Here is a 19,170-nt window from a genome sequence, read left to right as displayed (position 1 = left end):
GCCATCCGATCTCTTTATACGATTCGCACGCCCGCAGGCATCATCCGTTCCGGCGTTAACAGTACGCTTTCACTGCCGTCATCGGTTTCCGCACACAACAGCATGCATTCCGACGTTTCACCGCGCATTTTCGCTTTTTGCAGATTGCACAAGACCACCACCGTTTTCCCCATCAGCTCTTCTTCGCTGTAGTACGGCACCAGGCTGGTCACGGTTTGCAGCGTTTTTTCCCCCACATCAACCTGTACAATGTACAGCTTGTCGGCGTTTTCATGGCGTTTCACTTCCACAATTTTCCCGACGCGCATTTCCAGTCGCGCAAAATCAGCGTAAGCAACGGTTTCCATTGTTTCCCCCCCTCAAGTAAAATTTTACTAAACTATAGCAAAAGTTTTTCTCAATCCTGTAGGCTAAAAATGGAGAATGCAGGCGTGATCACATTCGTAAGCCGCTGTGTTACCGTTACAGCGTCAAAGAAACGCGCTTTATTTACTGAAAACAGGTGACCCGATAAGCACTTCCTCTACAATGGAGACGCACATCAGGGAAAGTAAAAAAGGTAAACATGGCAACACTAAAAGACATCGCAATCGAAGCTGGCGTATCCCTGGCGACAGTATCCAGGGTCTTAAATGACGATCCGACGTTGAATGTGAAAGAAGAGACGAAACATCGCATTCTCGAGATCGCCGAAAAGCTGGAGTACAAGACCAGTAGCGCCCGTAAACTACAGACAGGCGCAGTCAACCAACACCATATTCTGGCTATCTACAGCTACCAACAGGAGCTGGAGATCAACGATCCTTATTATCTGGCGATCCGCCACGGCATTGAAACCCAGTGCGAAAAGCTGGCGATCGAACTGACCAACTGTTATGAACACAACGGCTTGCCGGACATTAAAAACGTCACAGGCATTTTGATTGTCGGCAAACCCACGCCCGCACTGCGCGCCGCCGCCAGCGCATTGACCGACAATATCTGTTTTATCGACTTTCACGAACCCGGCAGCGGTTACGATGCGGTGGATATCGATCTGGCACGCATCAGTAAAGAAATCATCGACTTCTACATCGATCAGGGCGTTAATCGTATTGGTTTTATTGGCGGCGAAGATGAGCCTGGCAAGGCGGATATTCGTGAAGTCGCCTTTGTGGAATATGGTCGCCTGAAACAAGTGGTACGCGAAGAGGACATCTGGCGCGGCGGTTTTTCCAGTTCGTCGGGCTATGAACTGGCAAAGCAAATGCTGGCGCGGGAAGACTATCCGAAGGCGTTGTTTGTCGCTTCTGATTCCATTGCTATCGGCGTACTGCGGGCAATTCATGAACGCGGCCTGAACATCCCGCAGGATATTTCGCTTATCAGCGTGAACGACATCCCCACCGCGCGATTTACCTTTCCGCCGCTCTCAACCGTGCGCATCCATTCCGAAATGATGGGAAGCCAGGGCGTTAACCTAGTGTATGAAAAGGCTCGCGATGGTCGCGCGCTGCCGTTGTTAGTCTTCGTTCCCAGCAAATTAAAACTGCGCGGCACGACCCGCTAAATCTCCTTGCACACTGTCCGGCAATCGTTTTTGCCGGGCAGTGCTGCCGTTTATTTTCGTGATCCAGTTAAAGTAAATGCATTTACCTGCTACTTTTTAGTAAAAATTTTACTAAACTCCCCAGCAATTACACAAACTACCATCACCATGAATGGTTCCGATTTCTCTCTACCGGGAGGCCCTATGAATCGCTGGGAAAACATTCAACTCACCCACGAAAACCGACTTGCGCCGCGTGCGTACTTTTTTTCATATGATTCTGTTGCGCAGGCACGCACCTTTGCCCGCGAAACCAGCAGCCTGTTTCAGCCCTTAAGCGGTCAGTGGAATTTCCATTTTTTTGACCATCCGCTACAAGTGCCAGAAGCCTTCACTTCCGAGTTAATGGCTGACTGGGGGGACATTACCGTCCCCGCCATGTGGCAAATGGAAGGCCACGGCAAACTGCAATATACCGACGAAGGTTTTCCGTTCCCCATCGATGTGCCTTTTGTCCCCAGCGATAACCCAACCGGTGCCTATCAACGTATTTTCACCCTCAGCGACGGCTGGCAGGGTAAACAGACGCTAATTAAATTTGACGGCGTCGAAACCTATTTTGAAGTCTACGTTAACGGTCAGTATGTGGGGTTCAGCAAGGGCAGTCGCCTGACCGCAGAGTTTGACATCAGCGCGATGGTTAAAACCGGCGACAACCTGTTGTGTGTGCGCGTGATGCAGTGGGCGGACTCCACCTACGTAGAGGACCAGGATATGTGGTGGTCGGCGGGGATCTTTCGCGATGTTTATCTGATCGGAAAACAACTAACACATATTAACGATTTCACCGTTCGTACCGACTTTGACGAAGCCTATTGCGATGCCACGCTTTCCTGCGAAGTGGTGCTGGAAAATCTCGCCGCCTCCCCTGTCGCAACGACGCTGGAATATACCCTGTTTGATGGCGAACGCGTGGTGCATAACAGTGCCATTGATCATTTGGCAATTGAAAAACTGACCAGCGCCAGCTTTGCTTTTACTGTCGAACAGCCGCAGCAATGGTCAGCAGAATCCCCTTATCTTTACCATCTGGTCATGACGCTGAAAGACGCCGACGGCAACGTTCTGGAAGTGGTGCCACAACGCGTTGGCTTCCGTGATATCAAAGTGCGCGACGGTCTGTTCTGGATCAATAACCGTTATGTGATGCTGCACGGCGTCAACCGTCACGATAACGATCATCGCAAAGGCCGCGCCGTTGGGATGGATCGCGTCGAGAAAGATCTCCAGTTGATGAAGCAGCACAACATCAACTCCGTGCGTACCGCTCACTACCCGAACGATCCGCGTTTCTACGAACTGTGTGATATCTATGGCCTGTTTGTGATGGCGGAAACCGACGTCGAATCGCACGGCTTTGCTAACGTCGGCGATATCAGCCGCATTACTGACGATCCGCAGTGGGAAAAGGTCTACGTCGAGCGCATCGTTCGCCATATTCACGCGCAGAAAAACCATCCGTCGATCATCATCTGGTCGCTGGGCAACGAGTCCGGCTATGGCTGTAATATCCGCGCGATGTACCACGCGGCGAAGGCGCTCGATGACACGCGTCTGGTGCATTACGAAGAAGATCGCGATGCTGAAGTGGTCGATATTATTTCCACCATGTACACCCGCGTGCCGCTGATGAATGAGTTTGGTGAATATCCGCATCCGAAGCCGCGTATCATCTGCGAATACGCTCATGCGATGGGGAACGGACCGGGCGGGCTAACGGAATACCAGAACGTCTTCTATAAGCACGATTGCATTCAGGGACATTATGTCTGGGAATGGTGCGACCACGGGATCCAGGCGCAGGATGACAACGGCAACGTCTGGTATAAATTCGGCGGCGATTACGGCGACTATCCCAACAACTATAACTTCTGTCTTGATGGTTTGCTCTACTCCGATCAGACGCCGGGACCAGGCCTGAAAGAGTACAAACAGGTTATTGCGCCGGTAAAAATCCACGCGCTGGATCTGACTCGCGGCGAGCTAAAAGTCGAAAATAAACTGTGGTTTACCACGCTTGATGACTACACCCTGCACGCAGAGGTGCGCGCCGAAGGTGAAACGCTCGCGACGCAGCAAATTAAGCTGCGCGACGTTGCGCCGAACAGCGAAGCCCCCTTGCAGATCACGCTGCCGCAGCTGGACGCCCGCGAAGCGTTCCTCAACATTACGGTGACCAAAGATTCCCGCACCCGCTACAGCGAAGCCGGACATCCTATCGCCACTTATCAGTTCCCGCTGAAGGAAAACACCGCGCAGCCAGTGCCTTTCGCACCAAATAATGCTCGTCCGCTGACGCTGGAAGACGATCGTTTGAGCTGCACCGTTCGCGGCTACAACTTCGCAATCACCTTCTCAAAAATGAGTGGCAAACCGACGTCATGGCAGGTGAATGGCGAATCAATGCTGACTCGCGAGCCAAAGATCAACTTCTTCAAGCCAATGATCGACAACCACAAGCAGGAGTACGAAGGGCTGTGGCAGCCGAATCACTTGCAGATCATGCAGGAACATCTGCGCGACTTTGCCGTTGAGCAAAGTGATGGCGAAGTGTTGATCATCAGCCGCACGGTTATTGCCCCGCCGGTGTTTGACTTCGGGATGCGCTGCACCTACATCTGGCGTATCGCTGCCGATGGACAGGTTAACGTGGCGCTTTCCGGCGAGCGTTACGGTGACTATCCGCACATCATTCCGTGTATCGGTTTCACCATGGGGATTAACGGCGAATACGACCAGGTGGCGTATTACGGTCGTGGACCGGGCGAAAACTACGCCGACAGCCAGCAGGCTAACATCATTGATATCTGGCGCAGCAACGTCGATGCCATGTTCGAGAACTATCCCTTCCCGCAGAACAACGGCAACCGTCAGCATGTCCGCTGGGCGGCACTGACTAACCGCCACGGCAATGGTCTGCTGGTGGTTCCGCAGCACCCAATTAACTTCAGCGCCTGGCACTACACCCAGGAGAACATCCACGCCGCGCAACACTGCAACGAACTTCAGCGCAGTGATGATATCACCCTGAATCTCGACCACCAGCTGCTTGGCCTCGGCTCCAACTCCTGGGGCAGCGAGGTGCTGGACTCCTGGCGCGTCTGGTTCCGTGACTTCAGCTACGGCTTTACGTTGCTGCCGGTTTCTGGCGGAGAAGCTACCGCGCAAAGCCTGGCGTCGTATGAGTTCGGCGCAGGGTTCTTTTCCACGAATTTGCACAGCGAGAATAAGCAATGAGGATCATCGATAACTTAGAACAGTTCCGCCAGATTTACGCCTCTGGCAAGAAGTGGCAACGCTGCGTTGAAGCGATTGAAAATATCGACAACATTCAGCCCGGCGTCGCCCACTCCATCGGTGACTCATTGACCTACCGTGTGGAAAATGACTCCGCGACCGATGCGTTATTTACCGGGCATCGTCGTTATTTTGAAGTGCATTACTACCTGCAAGGGCAGCAAAAGATTGAATATGCGCCGAAAGAAACATTACAGGTAGTGGAATATTATCGCGATGAAACTGACCGTGAATATTTAAAAGGCTGCGGAGAAACCGTCGAGGTTCACGAAGGGCAAATCGTTATTTGCGATATCCATGAAGCGTATCGGTTTATCTGCAATAACGCGGTCAAAAAAGTGGTTCTCAAAGTCACCATCGAAGATGGTTATTTCCATAACAAATAACAACTACGGCGGCAAAAGGAGTTTGCCGCCACCGCTACCCTACTCATTTTCGGAGATGTGTTATGTCTGATACCAAACGTAATACAATCGGCAAATTCGGCTTGCTCTCGCTGACTTTTGCCGCCGTTTACAGCTTTAACAACGTTATCAATAATAATATTGAGCTTGGACTGGCCTCGGCACCGATGTTTTTCCTCGCAACGATTTTTTATTTTATTCCCTTCTGTCTGATCATCGCAGAATTTGTCTCGTTAAATAAAAACTCGGAAGCCGGTGTCTACGCGTGGGTAAAAAGCTCGCTGGGCGGACGTTGGGCATTTATTACTGCCTATACCTACTGGTTCGTAAACCTGTTCTTTTTCACCTCGCTGTTGCCGCGCGTTATTGCTTATGCTTCATATGCCTTCCTCGGCTACGAATATATTATGACGCCGGTCGCCACCACCATTATCAGTATGGTGCTGTTCGCCTTCTCCACCTGGGTTTCTACCAACGGGGCGAAAATGCTGGGGCCAATTACCTCCGTCACTTCAACGCTGATGCTGCTGTTAACGCTCTCCTACATTTTACTGGCAGGTACGGCACTGGTTGGCGGCGTACAGCCTGCCGATCCGATCACCGTTGACGCGATGATCCCGAACTTCAACTGGGCATTCCTCGGCGTTACCACCTGGATCTTTATGGCCGCAGGCGGCGCGGAGTCCGTCGCGGTGTACGTTAACGACGTCAAAGGCGGTTCGAAATCGTTCGTTAAAGTGATCATCCTCGCCGGGATTTTCATTGGCGTACTGTATTCCGTCTCCTCGGTGCTGATTAACGTCTTCGTCAGCAGCAAAGAGTTGAAATTTACTGGCGGATCGGTGCAGGTATTCCACGGCATGGCGGCGTATTTTGGTCTACCTGAAGCGTTGATGAATCGCTTTGTCGGTCTGGTATCCTTTACTGCGATGTTCGGTTCCCTGCTGATGTGGACCGCAACGCCGGTGAAAATTTTCTTCTCCGAAATCCCGGAAGGCATCTTTGGTAAGAAAACCGTTGAACTGAACGAAAACGGCGTTCCGGCGCGTGCAGCGTGGATCCAGTTCCTGATCGTCATCCCGCTGATGATTATCCCGATGCTCGGTTCCAATACTGTGCAGGATCTGATGAATACTATTATTAATATGACTGCCGCAGCATCCATGCTTCCGCCGTTATTCATCATGCTGGCTTACCTGAATTTACGCGCCAAATTAGATCACCTGCCACGCGATTTCCGTATGGGCTCCCGCCGCACCGGTATTATCGTTGTTTCAATGCTGATTGCGATATTTGCCGTAGGGTTTGTCGCTTCGACATTCCCGACTGGCGCGAATATTCTGACCATCATTTTTTATAACGTCGGCGGTATTGTTATCTTCCTCGGCTTTGCGTGGTGGAAATACAGTAAATATATAAAGGGATTAACGGCTGAAGAGCGCCATATTGAAGCGACGCCAGCCAGCAATGTTGATTAAGCAGAATAATAAAAAATGAGCAGGCATTTTCCCTCTTTCTGGATGGGGAGAGGGAAAATAGTTTCTGCCTTTATATTTTTATAATTACAACGATAAAAGGCTGTACTTTTTCTTTAGCTCATGGATTAACACAATGAAATTAATTACTGCACCATGCAGAGCATTACTTGCTCTGCCGTTTTGCTACGCCTTTTCTGCGGCCGCTGATGAAGCACGTCCGGCAGAACATGACGACACAAAAACACCCGCCATTACCTCGACGTCTTCTCCTTCATTTCGTTTTTATGGTGAATTAGGGGTTGGTGGGTATATGGATTTAGAGGGCGAGAATAAACATAAATACAGCGACGGCACTTATATTGAAGGCGGTCTGGAGATGAAATATGGCTCCTGGTTCGGCCTGATTTACGGCGAAGGTTGGACCGTGCAGGCCGACCACGACGGCAATGCCTGGGTGCCTGACCATAGCTGGGGCGGTTTTGAAGGTGGGATTAACCGTTTTTATGGCGGTTATCGTACCAACGATGGCACCGAAATCATGCTCAGTCTGCGTCAGGATTCCTCGCTGGATGACCTGCAATGGTGGGGCGACTTCACCCCCGATCTGGGCTACGTCATTCCCAATACCCGCGACATTATGACCGCGCTGAAGGTGCAGAACTTAACCGGCAACTTCCGCTATAGCGTCACCGCCACACCTGCCGGACATCATGACGAAAGCAAAGCCTGGCTGCATTTTGGCAAATACGATCGCTACGACGACAAATACACCTATCCGGCAATGATGAACGGTTACATCCAGTATGACCTTGCCGAAGGCGTCACCTGGATGAACGGTCTGGAAATTACCGACGGTACAGGACAACTCTATCTCACGGGTCTGCTTACCCCTAACTTTGCCGCTCGCGCCTGGCACCATACCGGACGCGCCGACGGGCTGGACGTACCGGGAAGCGAAAGTGGGATGATGGTGAGCGCCATGTATGAAGCGTTAAAGGGCGTTTATCTCTCCACTGCTTACACCTACGCCAGACATCGCCCTGACCACGCTGACGATGAAACCACCTCTTTCATGCAGTTTGGTATCTGGTACGAATACGGCGGCGGACGTTTCGCAACGGCTTTTGATAGCCGCTTCTACATGAAAAATGCCTCTAACGATCCCAGCGACCAACTCTTCCTGATGCAATATTTTTACTGGTAATAAGGACAGTAATCTCATGAAAATCAAAACTATTTTAACGCCAGTAGCCTGTGCTCTGCTGATGAGCTTTTCCGCCCATGCCGCTAACGCCGACAATTATAAAAACGTGATTAACCGTACCGGCGCGCCGCAGTACATGAAGGATTATGATTACGACGATCACCAGCGTTTTAATCCGTTTTTCGATCTCGGAGCCTGGCATGGTCATCTGTTGCCAGACGGCCCGAACACCATGGGCGGTTTTCCGGGCGTTGCGCTGCTGACGGAAGAGTACATCAACTTTATGGCCAGCAATTTCGACCGCCTGACCGTCTGGCAGGACGGCAAGAAAGTCAACTTCACGCTGGAGGCATACAGTATCCCCGGCGCGCTGGTGCAAAAACTGACAGCAAAAGATGTGCAGGTCGAAATGACTCTGCGCTTCGCCACGCCGCGCACGTCACTACTGGAAACCAAAATCACCAGCGATAAACCGCTGGATCTGGTGTGGGATGGCGAGCTGCTGGAAAAACTGGAAGCAAAAGAAGGGAAACCGCTTTCCGATAAAACCATTGCTGGCGAGTACCCTGACTATCAGCGCAAAATCAGCGCCACCCGTGATGGCCTGAAAGTCACCTTTGGCAAAGTGCGCGCCACCTGGGATCTGCTGACCTCCGGCGAATCGGAATATCAGGTGCATAAATCCCTGCCTGTGCAGACTGAAATCAGCGGCAATCGCTTTACCAGTAAGGCTCATATCAACGGTTCGACGACGCTCTATACCACCTATTCCCATCTGCTGACCGCCCAGGAAGTTAGCAAAGAGCAGATGCAGATCCGCGATATTCTGGCGCGTCCGGCGTTTTATCTCACCGCCTCGCAGCAACGCTGGGAAGAGTATCTGAAGAAAGGGTTAACCAACCCGGATGCGACGCCGGAACAGACGCGCGTCGCGGTGAAAGCAATCGAAACGCTTAACGGTAACTGGCGCTCGCCTGGCGGTGCGGTGAAATATAACACCGTTACGCCGTCGGTAACCGGGCGCTGGTTCTCCGGCAATCAGACCTGGCCGTGGGATACCTGGAAGCAGGCGTTTGCGATGGCGCATTTCAATCCGGATATCGCCAAAGAGAATATCCGCGCGGTCTTCTCCTGGCAGATCCAGCCAGGCGACGCCGTGCGTCCGCAGGATGTGGGCTTTGTCCCCGACCTGATTGCGTGGAACCTTAGCCCCGAGCGTGGCGGTGATGGCGGCAACTGGAACGAACGTAACACCAAACCCAGCCTTGCCGCCTGGTCGGTGATGGAAGTGTACAACGTCACCCAGGATAAAGCCTGGCTGGCAGAGATGTACCCAAAACTGGCGGCCTATCACGACTGGTGGTTACGTAACCGCGATCATAACGGCAACGGCGTGCCGGAATATGGCGCGACCCGCGATAAAGCCCACAACACCGAGAGCGGTGAGATGCTGTTTACGGTGAAAAAAGGCGACAAAGAAGAGACGCAGTCTGGCCTGAACAACTACGCCCGCGTGGTGGAGAAAGGCCAGTATGACAGTCTGGAAATTCCGGCACAGGTCGCTGCGTCGTGGGAATCGGGGCGTGATGACGCCGCCGTCTTTGGTTTTATCGACAAAGAACAGCTGGATAAATATGTCGCTAACGGCGGCAAACGTAGCGACTGGACGGTGAAATTCGCCGAAAACCGCAGTCAGGACGGAACGTTGCTGGGCTACTCGCTATTGCAGGAGTCGGTGGATCAGGCCAGCTATATGTACAGCGATAACCATTATCTGGCGGAGATGGCAACCATCCTCGGTAAGCCGGAAGAGGCCAAACGCTATCGTCAGTTGGCACAGCAGCTCGCGGACTACATCAACACCTGTATGTTCGACCCGACTACACAGTTCTACTATGACGTGCGCATTGAAGATAAACCGCTGGCGAACGGCTGCACGGGCAAACCGATAGTCGAGCGTGGTAAAGGGCCGGAAGGCTGGTCGCCGCTGTTTAACGGTGCGGCAACGCAGGCCAATGCCGACGCGGTGGTGAAGGTGATGCTCAATCCTAAAGAGTTCAACACCTTTGTACCGCTGGGAACGGCGGCGTTAACCAATCCGGCTTTTGGCGCTGATATCTACTGGCGTGGGCGCGTATGGGTAGATCAGTTCTGGTTTGGTCTGAAAGGGATGGAGCGTTACGGTTATCGTGATGATGCCCTGAAGCTGGCGGATACGTTCTTCCGGCACGCCAAAGGATTAACCACCGATGGCCCAATTCAGGAGAATTACAACCCGCTCACTGGCGCGCAGCAAGGCGCACCAAATTTCTCCTGGAGTGCCGCGCATTTGTATATGTTGTATAACGATTTTTTCCGTAAGTAGTAATTTTCAACGGCTGGCGGATGCGGCGTAAACGCCTTATCCGCCCTACATGTGCGTTCCCCCAGGTCGGATAAGTTCCGTAGGCCGGATAAGACGCGGCAAGCGTCGCATCCGGCGTTACCACCGGGCGTATTCTTTTTGAATCCCATCACAAACCCCGCATTCCCCTTTTCCCTTTTCCCCGGCGACGGCTAAATTAGAACTCATCCGACCACATAACAATTATTTTACATACTGGACAATTTTATGAGCTACCCGTCGCTGTTCGCCCCGCTGGATTTAGGTTTTACCACGTTAAAAAACCGCGTGTTGATGGGCTCAATGCACACCGGGCTGGAGGAATACCCGGACGGCGCTGAACGGCTGGCTGCGTTTTATGCCGAACGCGCCCGTCACGGCGTGGCGTTGATTGTCAGCGGCGGTATCGCACCAGATTTAACAGGCGTTGGCATGGAAGGCGGTGCAATGCTCAATGACGTCAGCCAGATCCCGCACCATCGCACCATTACTGAAGCGGTGCATCAGGAAGGCGGCAAAATTGCCCTACAAATTTTGCATACCGGGCGCTACAGCTACCAGCCGCATCTGGTGGCACCATCCGCATTGCAGGCTCCCATCAACCGCTTCGTTCCCCATGAGTTAAGCCATGAAGAAATCCTGCAACTGATCGACAATTTCGCCCGCTGCGCGCAACTGGCGCGGGAGGCCGGATACGACGGTGTCGAGGTAATGGGTTCCGAAGGATATTTGATCAACGAATTTCTTACCCTGCGCACCAACCAACGTAGCGACCAGTGGGGCGGCGATTACCCTAACCGGATGCGGTTTGCCGTTGAAGTGGTGCGAGCAGTGCGCGAACGCGTCGGCAACGACTTCATTATTATCTACCGTCTGTCGATGCTAGACCTGGTCGAAGACGGCGGTACTTTTGCCGAAACGGTGGAACTGGCGCAGGCCATCGAAGCGGCAGGCGCGACCATTATCAACACCGGCATTGGCTGGCATGAAGCGCGCATTCCGACCATCGCCACGCCCGTGCCGCGCGGAGCATTTAGCTGGGTCACGCGCAAACTGAAAGGTCACGTCTCGCTGCCGCTGGTGACCACCAACCGGATTAACGATCCGCAGGTTGCCGAAGACATTCTCTCGCGCGGTGATGCCGATATGGTATCGATGGCGCGACCGTTTCTTGCTGATGCGGAACTGCTGTCAAAAGCGCAATCGGGGCGAGCCGATGAGATCAATACCTGCATTGGCTGCAATCAGGCCTGTCTCGATCAGATCTTCGTTGGCAAAGTCACCTCGTGCCTGGTGAATCCTCGCGCCTGCCACGAAACCAAAATGCCGATCCTTCCTGCCGTGCAGAAAAAAAATCTGGCGGTGGTCGGTGCCGGTCCGGCGGGGCTGGCGTTTGCCATTAACGCGGCGGCGCGTGGTCATCAGGTAACATTGTTTGATGCGCACAGTGAGATCGGCGGTCAGTTTAATATCGCTAAACAGATCCCCGGCAAAGAGGAGTTTTACGAAACGCTACGTTACTACCGGCGGATGATCGAAGTAACAGGCGTGACGCTGAAACTCAATCACACCGTGACGGCGGATCAGTTACAGTCGTTCGATGAAACGATCCTCGCCAGTGGGATCGTACCGCGCATTCCGCCCATCGACGGGATCGATCATCCGAAGGTATTGAGTTATCTCGATGTACTGCGCGACAAAGCGCCGGTGGGCGACAAAGTTGCCATCATCGGTTGTGGTGGGATTGGCTTTGACACGGCGATGTATTTGAGTCAGCCGGGCGAATCCACCAGCCAGAATATCGCCGGGTTCTGTAATGAGTGGGGGATCGACAGCAGCCTACAACAGGCTGGTGGCTTAAGCCCGCAGGGAATGCAGATCCCTCGTAGCCCACGGCAGATTGTGATGCTCCAGCGCAAAGCCAGCAAACCGGGACAGGGGTTAGGCAAAACCACCGGCTGGATCCATCGCACTACCCTGCTCTCGCGGGGTGTGAAAATGATCCCAGGCGTAAGTTATCAGAAGATCAACGATGACGGGCTGCATGTGGTGATCAACGGCGAAACGCAGGTATTAGCCGTGGACAATGTGGTGATCTGCGCAGGGCAAGAGCCAAACCGCGCGTTGGCGCAACCGCTGATTGATAGCGGGAAAACTGTGCATTTAATCGGCGGCTGCGATGTGGCTATGGAGCTGGACGCACGACGTGCAATTGCCCAGGGAACACGGCTGGCGCTGGAGATTTAAATCGTGCATTGAAGTGCCGGATGCGACGCTTGCCGCGTCTTATCCGGCCTACGGGTAACGTGCTGAACGTAGGCCGGATAAGGCGTTTACGCCGCATCCGGCAGGTAACTGCCAATCTTAACGACGACGCCCCAATTTCACCGCTTTCAGCACCACAAATTTATTATTCGTAGCAATAGTGGTGCAGTTGCCGAAAATTTTCTTCAGTTTATGGAAGTAATCCAGATGGCGGTTGGCAACGATATACAGCTCACCGTTGATTTTCAGGCAGCGGCGGGCGTGGTGGAACATCTCCCAGGCGACGTTATCGGTCAGCGCATGTTGCTGATGAAACGGCGGGTTGCAGAGCACAGCATTAAAGCGGAAAGGCTCCACGCCGGAGAGCGCGTTGTTGATCATAAACTCGCAGCGATCCAACGCCTCTGGCATGTTGGTTTCAACGTTCAAACGGCTGGAAGCAACCGCCATCGGTGATTCATCGACAAACACCACTTTCGCCTGCGGGTTTTTATCGAGCAATGTCAGGCCAATAACGCCGTTACCACAGCCGAGATCGACAATCTCACCTTCTAGGTTCTCCGGCAGATGCTGCATAAAGAAGCGCGCGCCAATATCCAGCCCGGTGCGGGAGAAGACATTCGCATGGTTGTGGATAATCCAGTCAGTACCTTCCAGCTTCCAGCTTAAGGTCTCCGGCGCATCGGCCAGCGTCGGCTCGTTGAAAGTGCAATTAATCAGGCGCGCTTTTTTCCATGCCAGCGTGGTGGTGGTCGGGCCGAGCACTTTTTCGAACAGTTCCAGCGTGGAAGTGTGAATGTCACGGGCTTTGGCACCGGCAATAATACGCGTATCCGACGTGACCACTTTGCGCAGCGCACGCAGTTGCTGTTCCAGCAATGCCAGTGTTTTCGGTACTTTGATCAGCACCACACCCGGCTGTTGCGGGTAGTCGGCAGTGCTGTCGAGAAACTTCACACTCGACTCATCAATCCCGTTGAGACGTAAATTCTCGCGCGTTGCCAGTTCGCTGATATACGAGTCGCCAATGCTGTACGGCTTATGTTCTGCCAGCGCACAGCTTAACGCGCCAAAGGCATCATTCAGGATCAACACCGGGCCGCAGATTTCTGTGTCGTCCAACTGTTGCAGCAGATATTCATCCGCCGCTTCCCACGCCTGTAGCGGGTTAACGTCATCCGTCGCCGGAAAACGTTGTAGTGTCAGTGAACGGAAACCGTTGTCTAAGTGGCTCATCGGCCCTCCTGAATGATAAAATTTCGACGTTGCCCCTGAAAAGGGTGCGTGAGTATACCCTTTTTCTCTTTTTCGTGGGCGGTTATGAGCAATCTTACTTATCTTCAGGGTTATCCCGAGCAGCTACTTTCCCAAGTGCGCACGCTGATTAATGAACAACGTCTGGGCGATGTGCTGGCAAAACGCTATCCGGGAACGCACGACTACGCCACCGATAAAGCCCTCTGGCAATATACCCAGGATCTGAAAAATCAGTTTCTGCGCAATGCCCCGCCGATCAATAAAGTGATGTATGACAACAAGATCCATGTGCTAAAAAACGCGCTCGGGTTACATACCGCTGTTTCTCGTGTGCAGGGCGGCAAGCTGAAAGCAAAAGCAGAGATCCGCGTCGCTACCGTGTTTCGCAACGCGCCGGAACCGTTTTTGCGCATGATCGTCGTCCATGAACTGGCGCATCTGAAAGAGAAAGAACACAACAAAGCGTTCTATCAATTGTGTTGCCATATGGAACCGCAGTACCACCAGCTTGAGTTTGACACCCGGCTGTGGCTAACGCAGTTGTCGCTTGAGCAGGACAAAATCTGAAAATGATGCCAGGCGTTATATTTTCAACCATTAACGCCTAAAATCGACGCCCCTCTTTTCGTTAAGGATAACGACCATGCTGCGCGCATTTGCTCGCCTTCTTCGCCGCGTTTGTTTTTCTCGCCGGACTCTTAAAATTGCCTGTTTATTGTTGCTTGTGGCAGGAGCGACCATTTTTATCGCCGATCGCGCAATGGTCACCGCCAGCAAGCAGCTGACCTGGAGCGATATCAACGCCGTTCCGGCGCGTAACGTGGGTTTATTGCTGGGGGCGAGACCGGGTAATCGCTACTTTACCCGACGTATTGATACCGCAGCAGCGTTGTACCACGCCGGAAAAGTAAAATGGCTGTTAGTCAGTGGCGATAACGGACGTAAAAATTACGATGAAGCATCAGGTATGCAGCAGGCTTTGATCGCTAAAGGCGTACCGGCGAAAGTGATCTTCTGCGACTATGCCGGATTCTCAACGCTGGATTCGGTAGTGCGTGCCAAAAAGGTGTTTGGGGAAAACCATATCACCATTATCTCGCAAGAATTTCATAACCAACGCGCCATCTGGCTGGCAAAACAGTACGGTATCGACGCTATCGGGTTTAACGCGCCAGACCTCAATATGAAGCACGGTTTTTATACTCAACTGCGGGAGAAACTCGCTCGTGTCAGTGCGTTGATTGACGCAAAAATCCTCCATCGCCAGCCGAAATATCTAGGGCCATCGGTCATGATTGGGCCGTTTAGTGAGCATGGCTGTCCGGCAAAAGAATAATGCGTATCTGCGCACGTCGAAGATGAAAAAGGCGTGCTACATTGACGACAGAATCCCTTTATGGAGTATCCACGCGTTATGATACGTTTCGCTGTGATTGGCACGAACTGGATCACTCGTCAGTTCGTCGAGGCCGCCCATGAGAGCGGTAAATACAAGTTAACCGCCGTTTATTCCCGCAGCCTTGAACAGGCTCAGCACTTCGCCAATGATTTTTCTGTCGAGCATCTGTTTACATCGCTGGAAGCGATGGCGGAAAGCGATGCCATTGACGCGGTGTATATTGCCAGCCCGAATGCCCTGCACTTTTCCCAGACACAACTTTTCCTTAGCCATAAAATTCATGTGATTTGCGAGAAGCCGCTGGCGTCGAATCTGGCGGAAGTGGATGCCGCCATTGCCTGCGCACGAGAAAATCAGGTGGTGCTGTTTGAGGCATTTAAAACCGCCAGCCTGCCGAACTTTCATCTGTTACGCCAGGTGCTGCCGAAAGTCGGCAAATTGCGTAAAGTCTTTTTCAACTACTGCCAGTATTCCTCGCGGTATCAGCGTTATCTGGACGGCGAGAATCCCAACACCTTTAACCCGGCGTTCTCTAACGGTTCAATCATGGATATCGGCTTTTACTGCCTGGCGTCGACGGTGGCGTTATTTGGTGAACCGAAAAGCGTGCAGGCAACCGCCAGTTTGCTGGCAAGCGGCGTGGATGCCCACGGCGTGGTGGTGATGGATTACGGTGATTTCAGCGTTACGTTGCAGCACTCAAAGGTCAGCGATTCTGTGCTGGCAAGCGAGATTCAAGGCGAAGCGGGATCGCTGGTGATTGAAAAACTCTCTGAATGCCAGAAAGTCTGCTTTGTGCCACGCGGCAGCCAGATGCAGGATCTCACCCAACCGCAGCATATTAATACCATGCTCTACGAAGCAGAGCTGTTCGCTACCCTGGTGGATGAGCATCTGGTGGATCATCCAGGGCTGGCGGTCAGTCGCATCACCGCCAAACTGCTGACCGAGATCCGCCGCCAGACTGGAGTTGTTTTTCCTGCCGATAGCGTAAATCTATAATTGTTACCGTAAAGCAGTGTAAAAGGCATGTAACAGACCATTGACTGGCTGAATGGTCTGTCATACTTTGTTACCTGCAAAGGGGAGTAACTTCATTGCCGGTCGATCGTCATTACGATGTGTGAAAAACCACATCCGGTCACCGGGCAACCCGAAAGGAATACGCAGACGTATTCCTTTTTTGTTGTAAGTGAGACCTTGCCGGAAGGCGAGGTCTATGCATAAAAAGCAGCGGCTGACGTCTTCCGACGTTGGCCGTTTTTTTTATGTGTAAGGAACTTCTATGAATACTGTCGGCACGCCGTTGCTATGGGGCGGATTCGCTGTTGTTGTCGCCATTATGCTGGCTATCGACCTGTTGTTGCAGGGGCGTCGTGGGGCACATGCCATGACCATGAAACAGGCTGCGGCCTGGTCGCTGGTCTGGGTGACGCTGTCGTTACTCTTTAACGCCGCTTTCTGGTGGTATCTGGTGCAGACACAGGGGCGCGAAGTCGCTGACCCGCAGGCGCTGGCCTTCCTCACGGGTTATCTGATTGAGAAATCGCTGGCGGTCGATAACGTCTTCGTCTGGTTAATGTTGTTCAGCTATTTCTCTGTTCCGGCGGCATTACAGCGCCGCGTGCTGGTGTATGGCGTGCTCGGGGCGATTGTTCTGCGTACCGTCATGATCTTCACCGGTAGCTGGCTGATTTCGCAGTTCGACTGGATCCTGTATATCTTCGGTGCATTCCTGCTGTTTACCGGCGTGAAGATGGCGCTGGCTCATGAAGATGAATCAGGAATCGGCGACAAGCCGCTGGTGCGCTGGCTGCGCGGTCATTTGCGCATGACCGACACCATCGACAACGAGCATTTCTTTGTGCGTAAGAATGGCTTGTTGTACGCCACACCGCTGATGCTGGTGCTGATTCTGGTGGAATTGAGCGATGTGATTTTCGCCGTGGATAGCATTCCGGCTATCTTCGCTGTTACCACCGATCCGTTTATTGTGCTGACCTCAAACCTGTTTGCGATCCTCGGCCTGCGTGCGATGTATTTCCTGCTGGCAGGCGTAGCAGAACGTTTCTCGATGCTCAAATATGGTCTGGCGGTGATTCTGGTGTTTATCGGTATCAAGATGCTGATTGTCGACTTCTACCATATTCCGATCGCCGTCTCGCTGGGCGTGGTGTTTGGCATTCTGCTGATGACGTTTATTATCAACGCCTGGGTGAATTATCGGCATGATAAGCAGCGGGTAGAATGATTTTTAATCTGCCTAAGCCGTGTACCCTGTCATCAACATGAGCACCGTTTTCTCCCTCTCCCTTCCAGGGAGAGGGTCGGGGTGAGGGTAATTTTTCGCACCAATGCTGGCCTGTTCCCCTCACCCTAACCCTCTCCCCAAAAGGGGCGAGGGGGCTGACCGAGTACTTTTTTGACGTTGTCATCAGTCTGGAAGCCGCACGTTGGGCTTTATTTTTATGTCAAACAAATGTAACCATTAAGTTGCAAAACATGACCTCTCTTTAAAATCCAGCATTTTTCGCTTCCCGAAGCTGTAACTTTCCTTATACTCGACCTTGCAAACACTTTGTTACATCCTGAAAGATGCGTCGAAAGAACGTACCAGGGATGTACGACAACACAATGAAAGGATCGAAAAATGACTACGCAACATTCACCGGGGCTATTCCGGCGTCTGGCTCATGGCAGCCTGGTAAAACAAATCCTGGTCGGCCTTGTTCTGGGGATTATTCTGGCATGGATCTCAAAACCGGCGGCTGAAGCTGTTGGTCTGTTAGGCACTTTATTTGTTGGCGCCCTGAAAGCCGTAGCACCCATCCTGGTGCTGATGTTGGTGATGGCTTCCATCGCTAACCACCAACACGGGCAGAAAACCAATATCCGCCCTATTCTGTTCCTCTATCTGCTGGGTACTTTCTCCGCCGCACTGGCCGCAGTCGTTTTCAGCTTCGCCTTCCCTTCTACCCTGCATTTGTCCAGTAGCGCAGGCGATATTTCGCCGCCGTCAGGTATTGTGGAAGTGATGCGCGGACTGGTAATGAGCATGGTTTCCAACCCCATCGACGCGCTGTTGAAAGGTAATTACATCGGGATTCTGGTGTGGGCTATTGGCCTCGGTTTCGCGCTGCGTCACGGTAACGAAACCACCAAAAACCTGGTCAATGATATGTCGAATGCCGTAACCTTTATGGTGAAACTGGTGATTCGCTTCGCACCAATCGGTATTTTTGGTCTGGTTTCTTCTACCCTGGCAACTACCGGTTTCTCCACACTGTGGGGCTACGCGCAACTGCTGGTCGTGCTGGTTGGCTGTATGTTGCTGGTGGCGCTGGTGGTTAACCCACTGCTGGTGTGGTGGAAAATTCGTCGTAACCCGTTCCCGCTGGTGCTGCTGTGCCTGCGCGAAAGCGGCGTGTACGCCTTCTTCACCCGCAGCTCTGCGGCGAACATTCCGGTGAATATGGCGCTGTGCGAAAAGCTGAATCTGGATCGCGATACCTATTCCGTTTCTATTCCGCTGGGAGCCACCATCAATATGGCGGGCGCAGCAATCACCATTACGGTGTTGACGCTTGCTGCGGTTAATACGCTGGGTATTCCAGTCGATCTGCCTACGGCGCTGCTGCTGAGCGTGGTTGCTTCCCTATGTGCTTGTGGCGCCTCCGGCGTGGCGGGGGGTTCTCTGCTGCTGATCCCACTGGCCTGTAATATGTTCGGTATTTCGAACGATATCGCCATGCAGGTGGTTGCCGTCGGCTTTATCATCGGCGTGTTGCAGGACTCTTGCGAAACCGCACTGAACTCTTCAACTGACGTGCTGTTCACTGCGGCTGTTTGCCAGGCAGAAGACGAGCGTCTGGCAAATAGCGCCCTGCGTAATTAA

General features: G+C 52.7%; 14 protein-coding genes. 12 read left to right on the top strand and 2 right to left on the bottom strand.

The window, feature by feature from the left end; genetic code table 11:
- Positions 1-14 precede the first annotated feature (14 nt).
- On the bottom strand, positions 15-347 hold the full coding sequence (locus LG381_RS07585; protein ID WP_000450588.1) for a tRNA-binding protein: 333 nt from the start codon (positions 345-347) through the stop codon (positions 15-17).
- Between the two features lie 218 nt (positions 348-565).
- Here LG381_RS07585 and ebgR point away from each other — a divergent pair, with 218 nt between their 5' ends.
- The 7 genes from ebgR to fadH all read left to right on the top strand — a co-directional run bounded on the left by ebgR (position 566) and on the right by fadH (position 12,601).
- Complete coding sequence (gene ebgR / locus LG381_RS07580) at positions 566-1,549, top strand: transcriptional regulator EbgR (RefSeq protein WP_225762209.1); 984 nt, start codon at positions 566-568, stop codon at positions 1,547-1,549.
- 183 nt (positions 1,550-1,732) lie between these two features.
- The gene (gene ebgA / locus LG381_RS07575) at positions 1,733-4,825 is read left to right on the top strand and encodes a beta-galactosidase subunit alpha (RefSeq protein WP_225762208.1); all 3,093 of its coding nucleotides are present in this window, start codon (positions 1,733-1,735) and stop codon (positions 4,823-4,825) included.
- Positions 4,822-5,271: a beta-galactosidase subunit beta gene (locus LG381_RS07570; protein WP_001219943.1), complete on the top strand. Its 450-nt coding sequence runs from the start codon at positions 4,822-4,824 to the stop codon at positions 5,269-5,271. Before ebgA ends, LG381_RS07570 begins: the two co-directional genes overlap by 4 nt.
- 62 nt (positions 5,272-5,333) lie before the next feature.
- The gene (locus LG381_RS07565; protein WP_001285446.1) at positions 5,334-6,767 is read left to right on the top strand and encodes an amino acid permease; all 1,434 of its coding nucleotides are present in this window, start codon (positions 5,334-5,336) and stop codon (positions 6,765-6,767) included.
- 133 nt (positions 6,768-6,900) lie between these two features.
- On the top strand, positions 6,901-7,971 hold the full coding sequence (gene ygjJ / locus LG381_RS07560) for a protein YgjJ (RefSeq protein ID WP_225762207.1): 1,071 nt from the start codon (positions 6,901-6,903) through the stop codon (positions 7,969-7,971).
- A gap of 16 nt (positions 7,972-7,987) precedes the next feature.
- Positions 7,988-10,336, top strand: coding sequence for an alpha-glucosidase (ygjK, locus tag LG381_RS07555; protein WP_225762206.1), 2,349 nt, complete (start codon positions 7,988-7,990; stop codon positions 10,334-10,336).
- A 246-nt stretch (positions 10,337-10,582) separates the two neighbouring features.
- The gene (gene fadH / locus LG381_RS07550; RefSeq protein ID WP_225762205.1) at positions 10,583-12,601 is read left to right on the top strand and encodes an NADPH-dependent 2,4-dienoyl-CoA reductase; all 2,019 of its coding nucleotides are present in this window, start codon (positions 10,583-10,585) and stop codon (positions 12,599-12,601) included.
- 117 nt (positions 12,602-12,718) lie between these two features.
- Here fadH and rlmG read toward each other — a convergent pair whose 3' ends face one another.
- Positions 12,719-13,855: a 23S rRNA (guanine(1835)-N(2))-methyltransferase RlmG gene (rlmG, locus tag LG381_RS07545; RefSeq protein WP_225762204.1), complete on the bottom strand. Its 1,137-nt coding sequence runs from the start codon at positions 13,853-13,855 to the stop codon at positions 12,719-12,721.
- A gap of 84 nt (positions 13,856-13,939) precedes the next feature.
- On the opposite strand from rlmG, the gene LG381_RS07540 reads away from it, so the two are divergent.
- From LG381_RS07540 to sstT, 5 genes are all read left to right on the top strand, one after another.
- Positions 13,940-14,443, top strand: coding sequence for a M48 family metallopeptidase (locus LG381_RS07540; protein ID WP_065227709.1), 504 nt, complete (start codon positions 13,940-13,942; stop codon positions 14,441-14,443).
- Positions 14,444-14,519: 76 nt separating this feature from the next.
- Entirely contained in the window at positions 14,520-15,212 is a 693-nt protein-coding gene (locus LG381_RS07535; RefSeq protein ID WP_085461215.1) for a vancomycin high temperature exclusion protein, read from the top strand.
- Positions 15,213-15,290: 78 nt separating this feature from the next.
- A complete protein-coding gene (locus LG381_RS07530; RefSeq protein ID WP_225762203.1) occupies positions 15,291-16,277 on the top strand; it encodes a Gfo/Idh/MocA family oxidoreductase in 987 nt (328 codons plus the stop codon).
- Between the two features lie 283 nt (positions 16,278-16,560).
- Positions 16,561-17,526 (top strand): TerC family membrane protein Alx, encoded by a 966-nt coding sequence (gene alx / locus LG381_RS07525; protein WP_225762202.1) that lies wholly within the window; start codon positions 16,561-16,563, stop codon positions 17,524-17,526.
- A 399-nt stretch (positions 17,527-17,925) separates the two neighbouring features.
- The gene (gene sstT, locus LG381_RS07520; RefSeq protein WP_000211391.1) at positions 17,926-19,170 is read left to right on the top strand and encodes a serine/threonine transporter SstT; all 1,245 of its coding nucleotides are present in this window, start codon (positions 17,926-17,928) and stop codon (positions 19,168-19,170) included.

Source organism: Escherichia sp. Marseille-Q3837, assembly GCF_916618735.1.
Lineage (GTDB): Bacteria > Pseudomonadota > Gammaproteobacteria > Enterobacterales > Enterobacteriaceae > Escherichia > Escherichia ruysiae.
The sequence above is the reverse complement of the archived record's forward strand: the minus strand, read 5'-3'. Positions and strand labels throughout refer to the sequence as shown.

Coding starts and splice junctions, on each gene's coding strand:
- LG381_RS07585 (WP_000450588.1), bottom strand. CDS start 347: ATGGAAACCGTTGCTTACGCTGATTTTGCGCGACTGGAAATGCGCGTC.
- ebgR (WP_225762209.1), top strand. CDS start 566: ATGGCAACACTAAAAGACATCGCAATCGAAGCTGGCGTATCCCTGGCG.
- ebgA (WP_225762208.1), top strand. CDS start 1,733: ATGAATCGCTGGGAAAACATTCAACTCACCCACGAAAACCGACTTGCG.
- LG381_RS07570 (WP_001219943.1), top strand. CDS start 4,822: ATGAGGATCATCGATAACTTAGAACAGTTCCGCCAGATTTACGCCTCT.
- LG381_RS07565 (WP_001285446.1), top strand. CDS start 5,334: ATGTCTGATACCAAACGTAATACAATCGGCAAATTCGGCTTGCTCTCG.
- ygjJ (WP_225762207.1), top strand. CDS start 6,901: ATGAAATTAATTACTGCACCATGCAGAGCATTACTTGCTCTGCCGTTT.
- ygjK (WP_225762206.1), top strand. CDS start 7,988: ATGAAAATCAAAACTATTTTAACGCCAGTAGCCTGTGCTCTGCTGATG.
- fadH (WP_225762205.1), top strand. CDS start 10,583: ATGAGCTACCCGTCGCTGTTCGCCCCGCTGGATTTAGGTTTTACCACG.
- rlmG (WP_225762204.1), bottom strand. CDS start 13,855: ATGAGCCACTTAGACAACGGTTTCCGTTCACTGACACTACAACGTTTT.
- LG381_RS07540 (WP_065227709.1), top strand. CDS start 13,940: ATGAGCAATCTTACTTATCTTCAGGGTTATCCCGAGCAGCTACTTTCC.
- LG381_RS07535 (WP_085461215.1), top strand. CDS start 14,520: ATGCTGCGCGCATTTGCTCGCCTTCTTCGCCGCGTTTGTTTTTCTCGC.
- LG381_RS07530 (WP_225762203.1), top strand. CDS start 15,291: ATGATACGTTTCGCTGTGATTGGCACGAACTGGATCACTCGTCAGTTC.
- alx (WP_225762202.1), top strand. CDS start 16,561: ATGAATACTGTCGGCACGCCGTTGCTATGGGGCGGATTCGCTGTTGTT.
- sstT (WP_000211391.1), top strand. CDS start 17,926: ATGACTACGCAACATTCACCGGGGCTATTCCGGCGTCTGGCTCATGGC.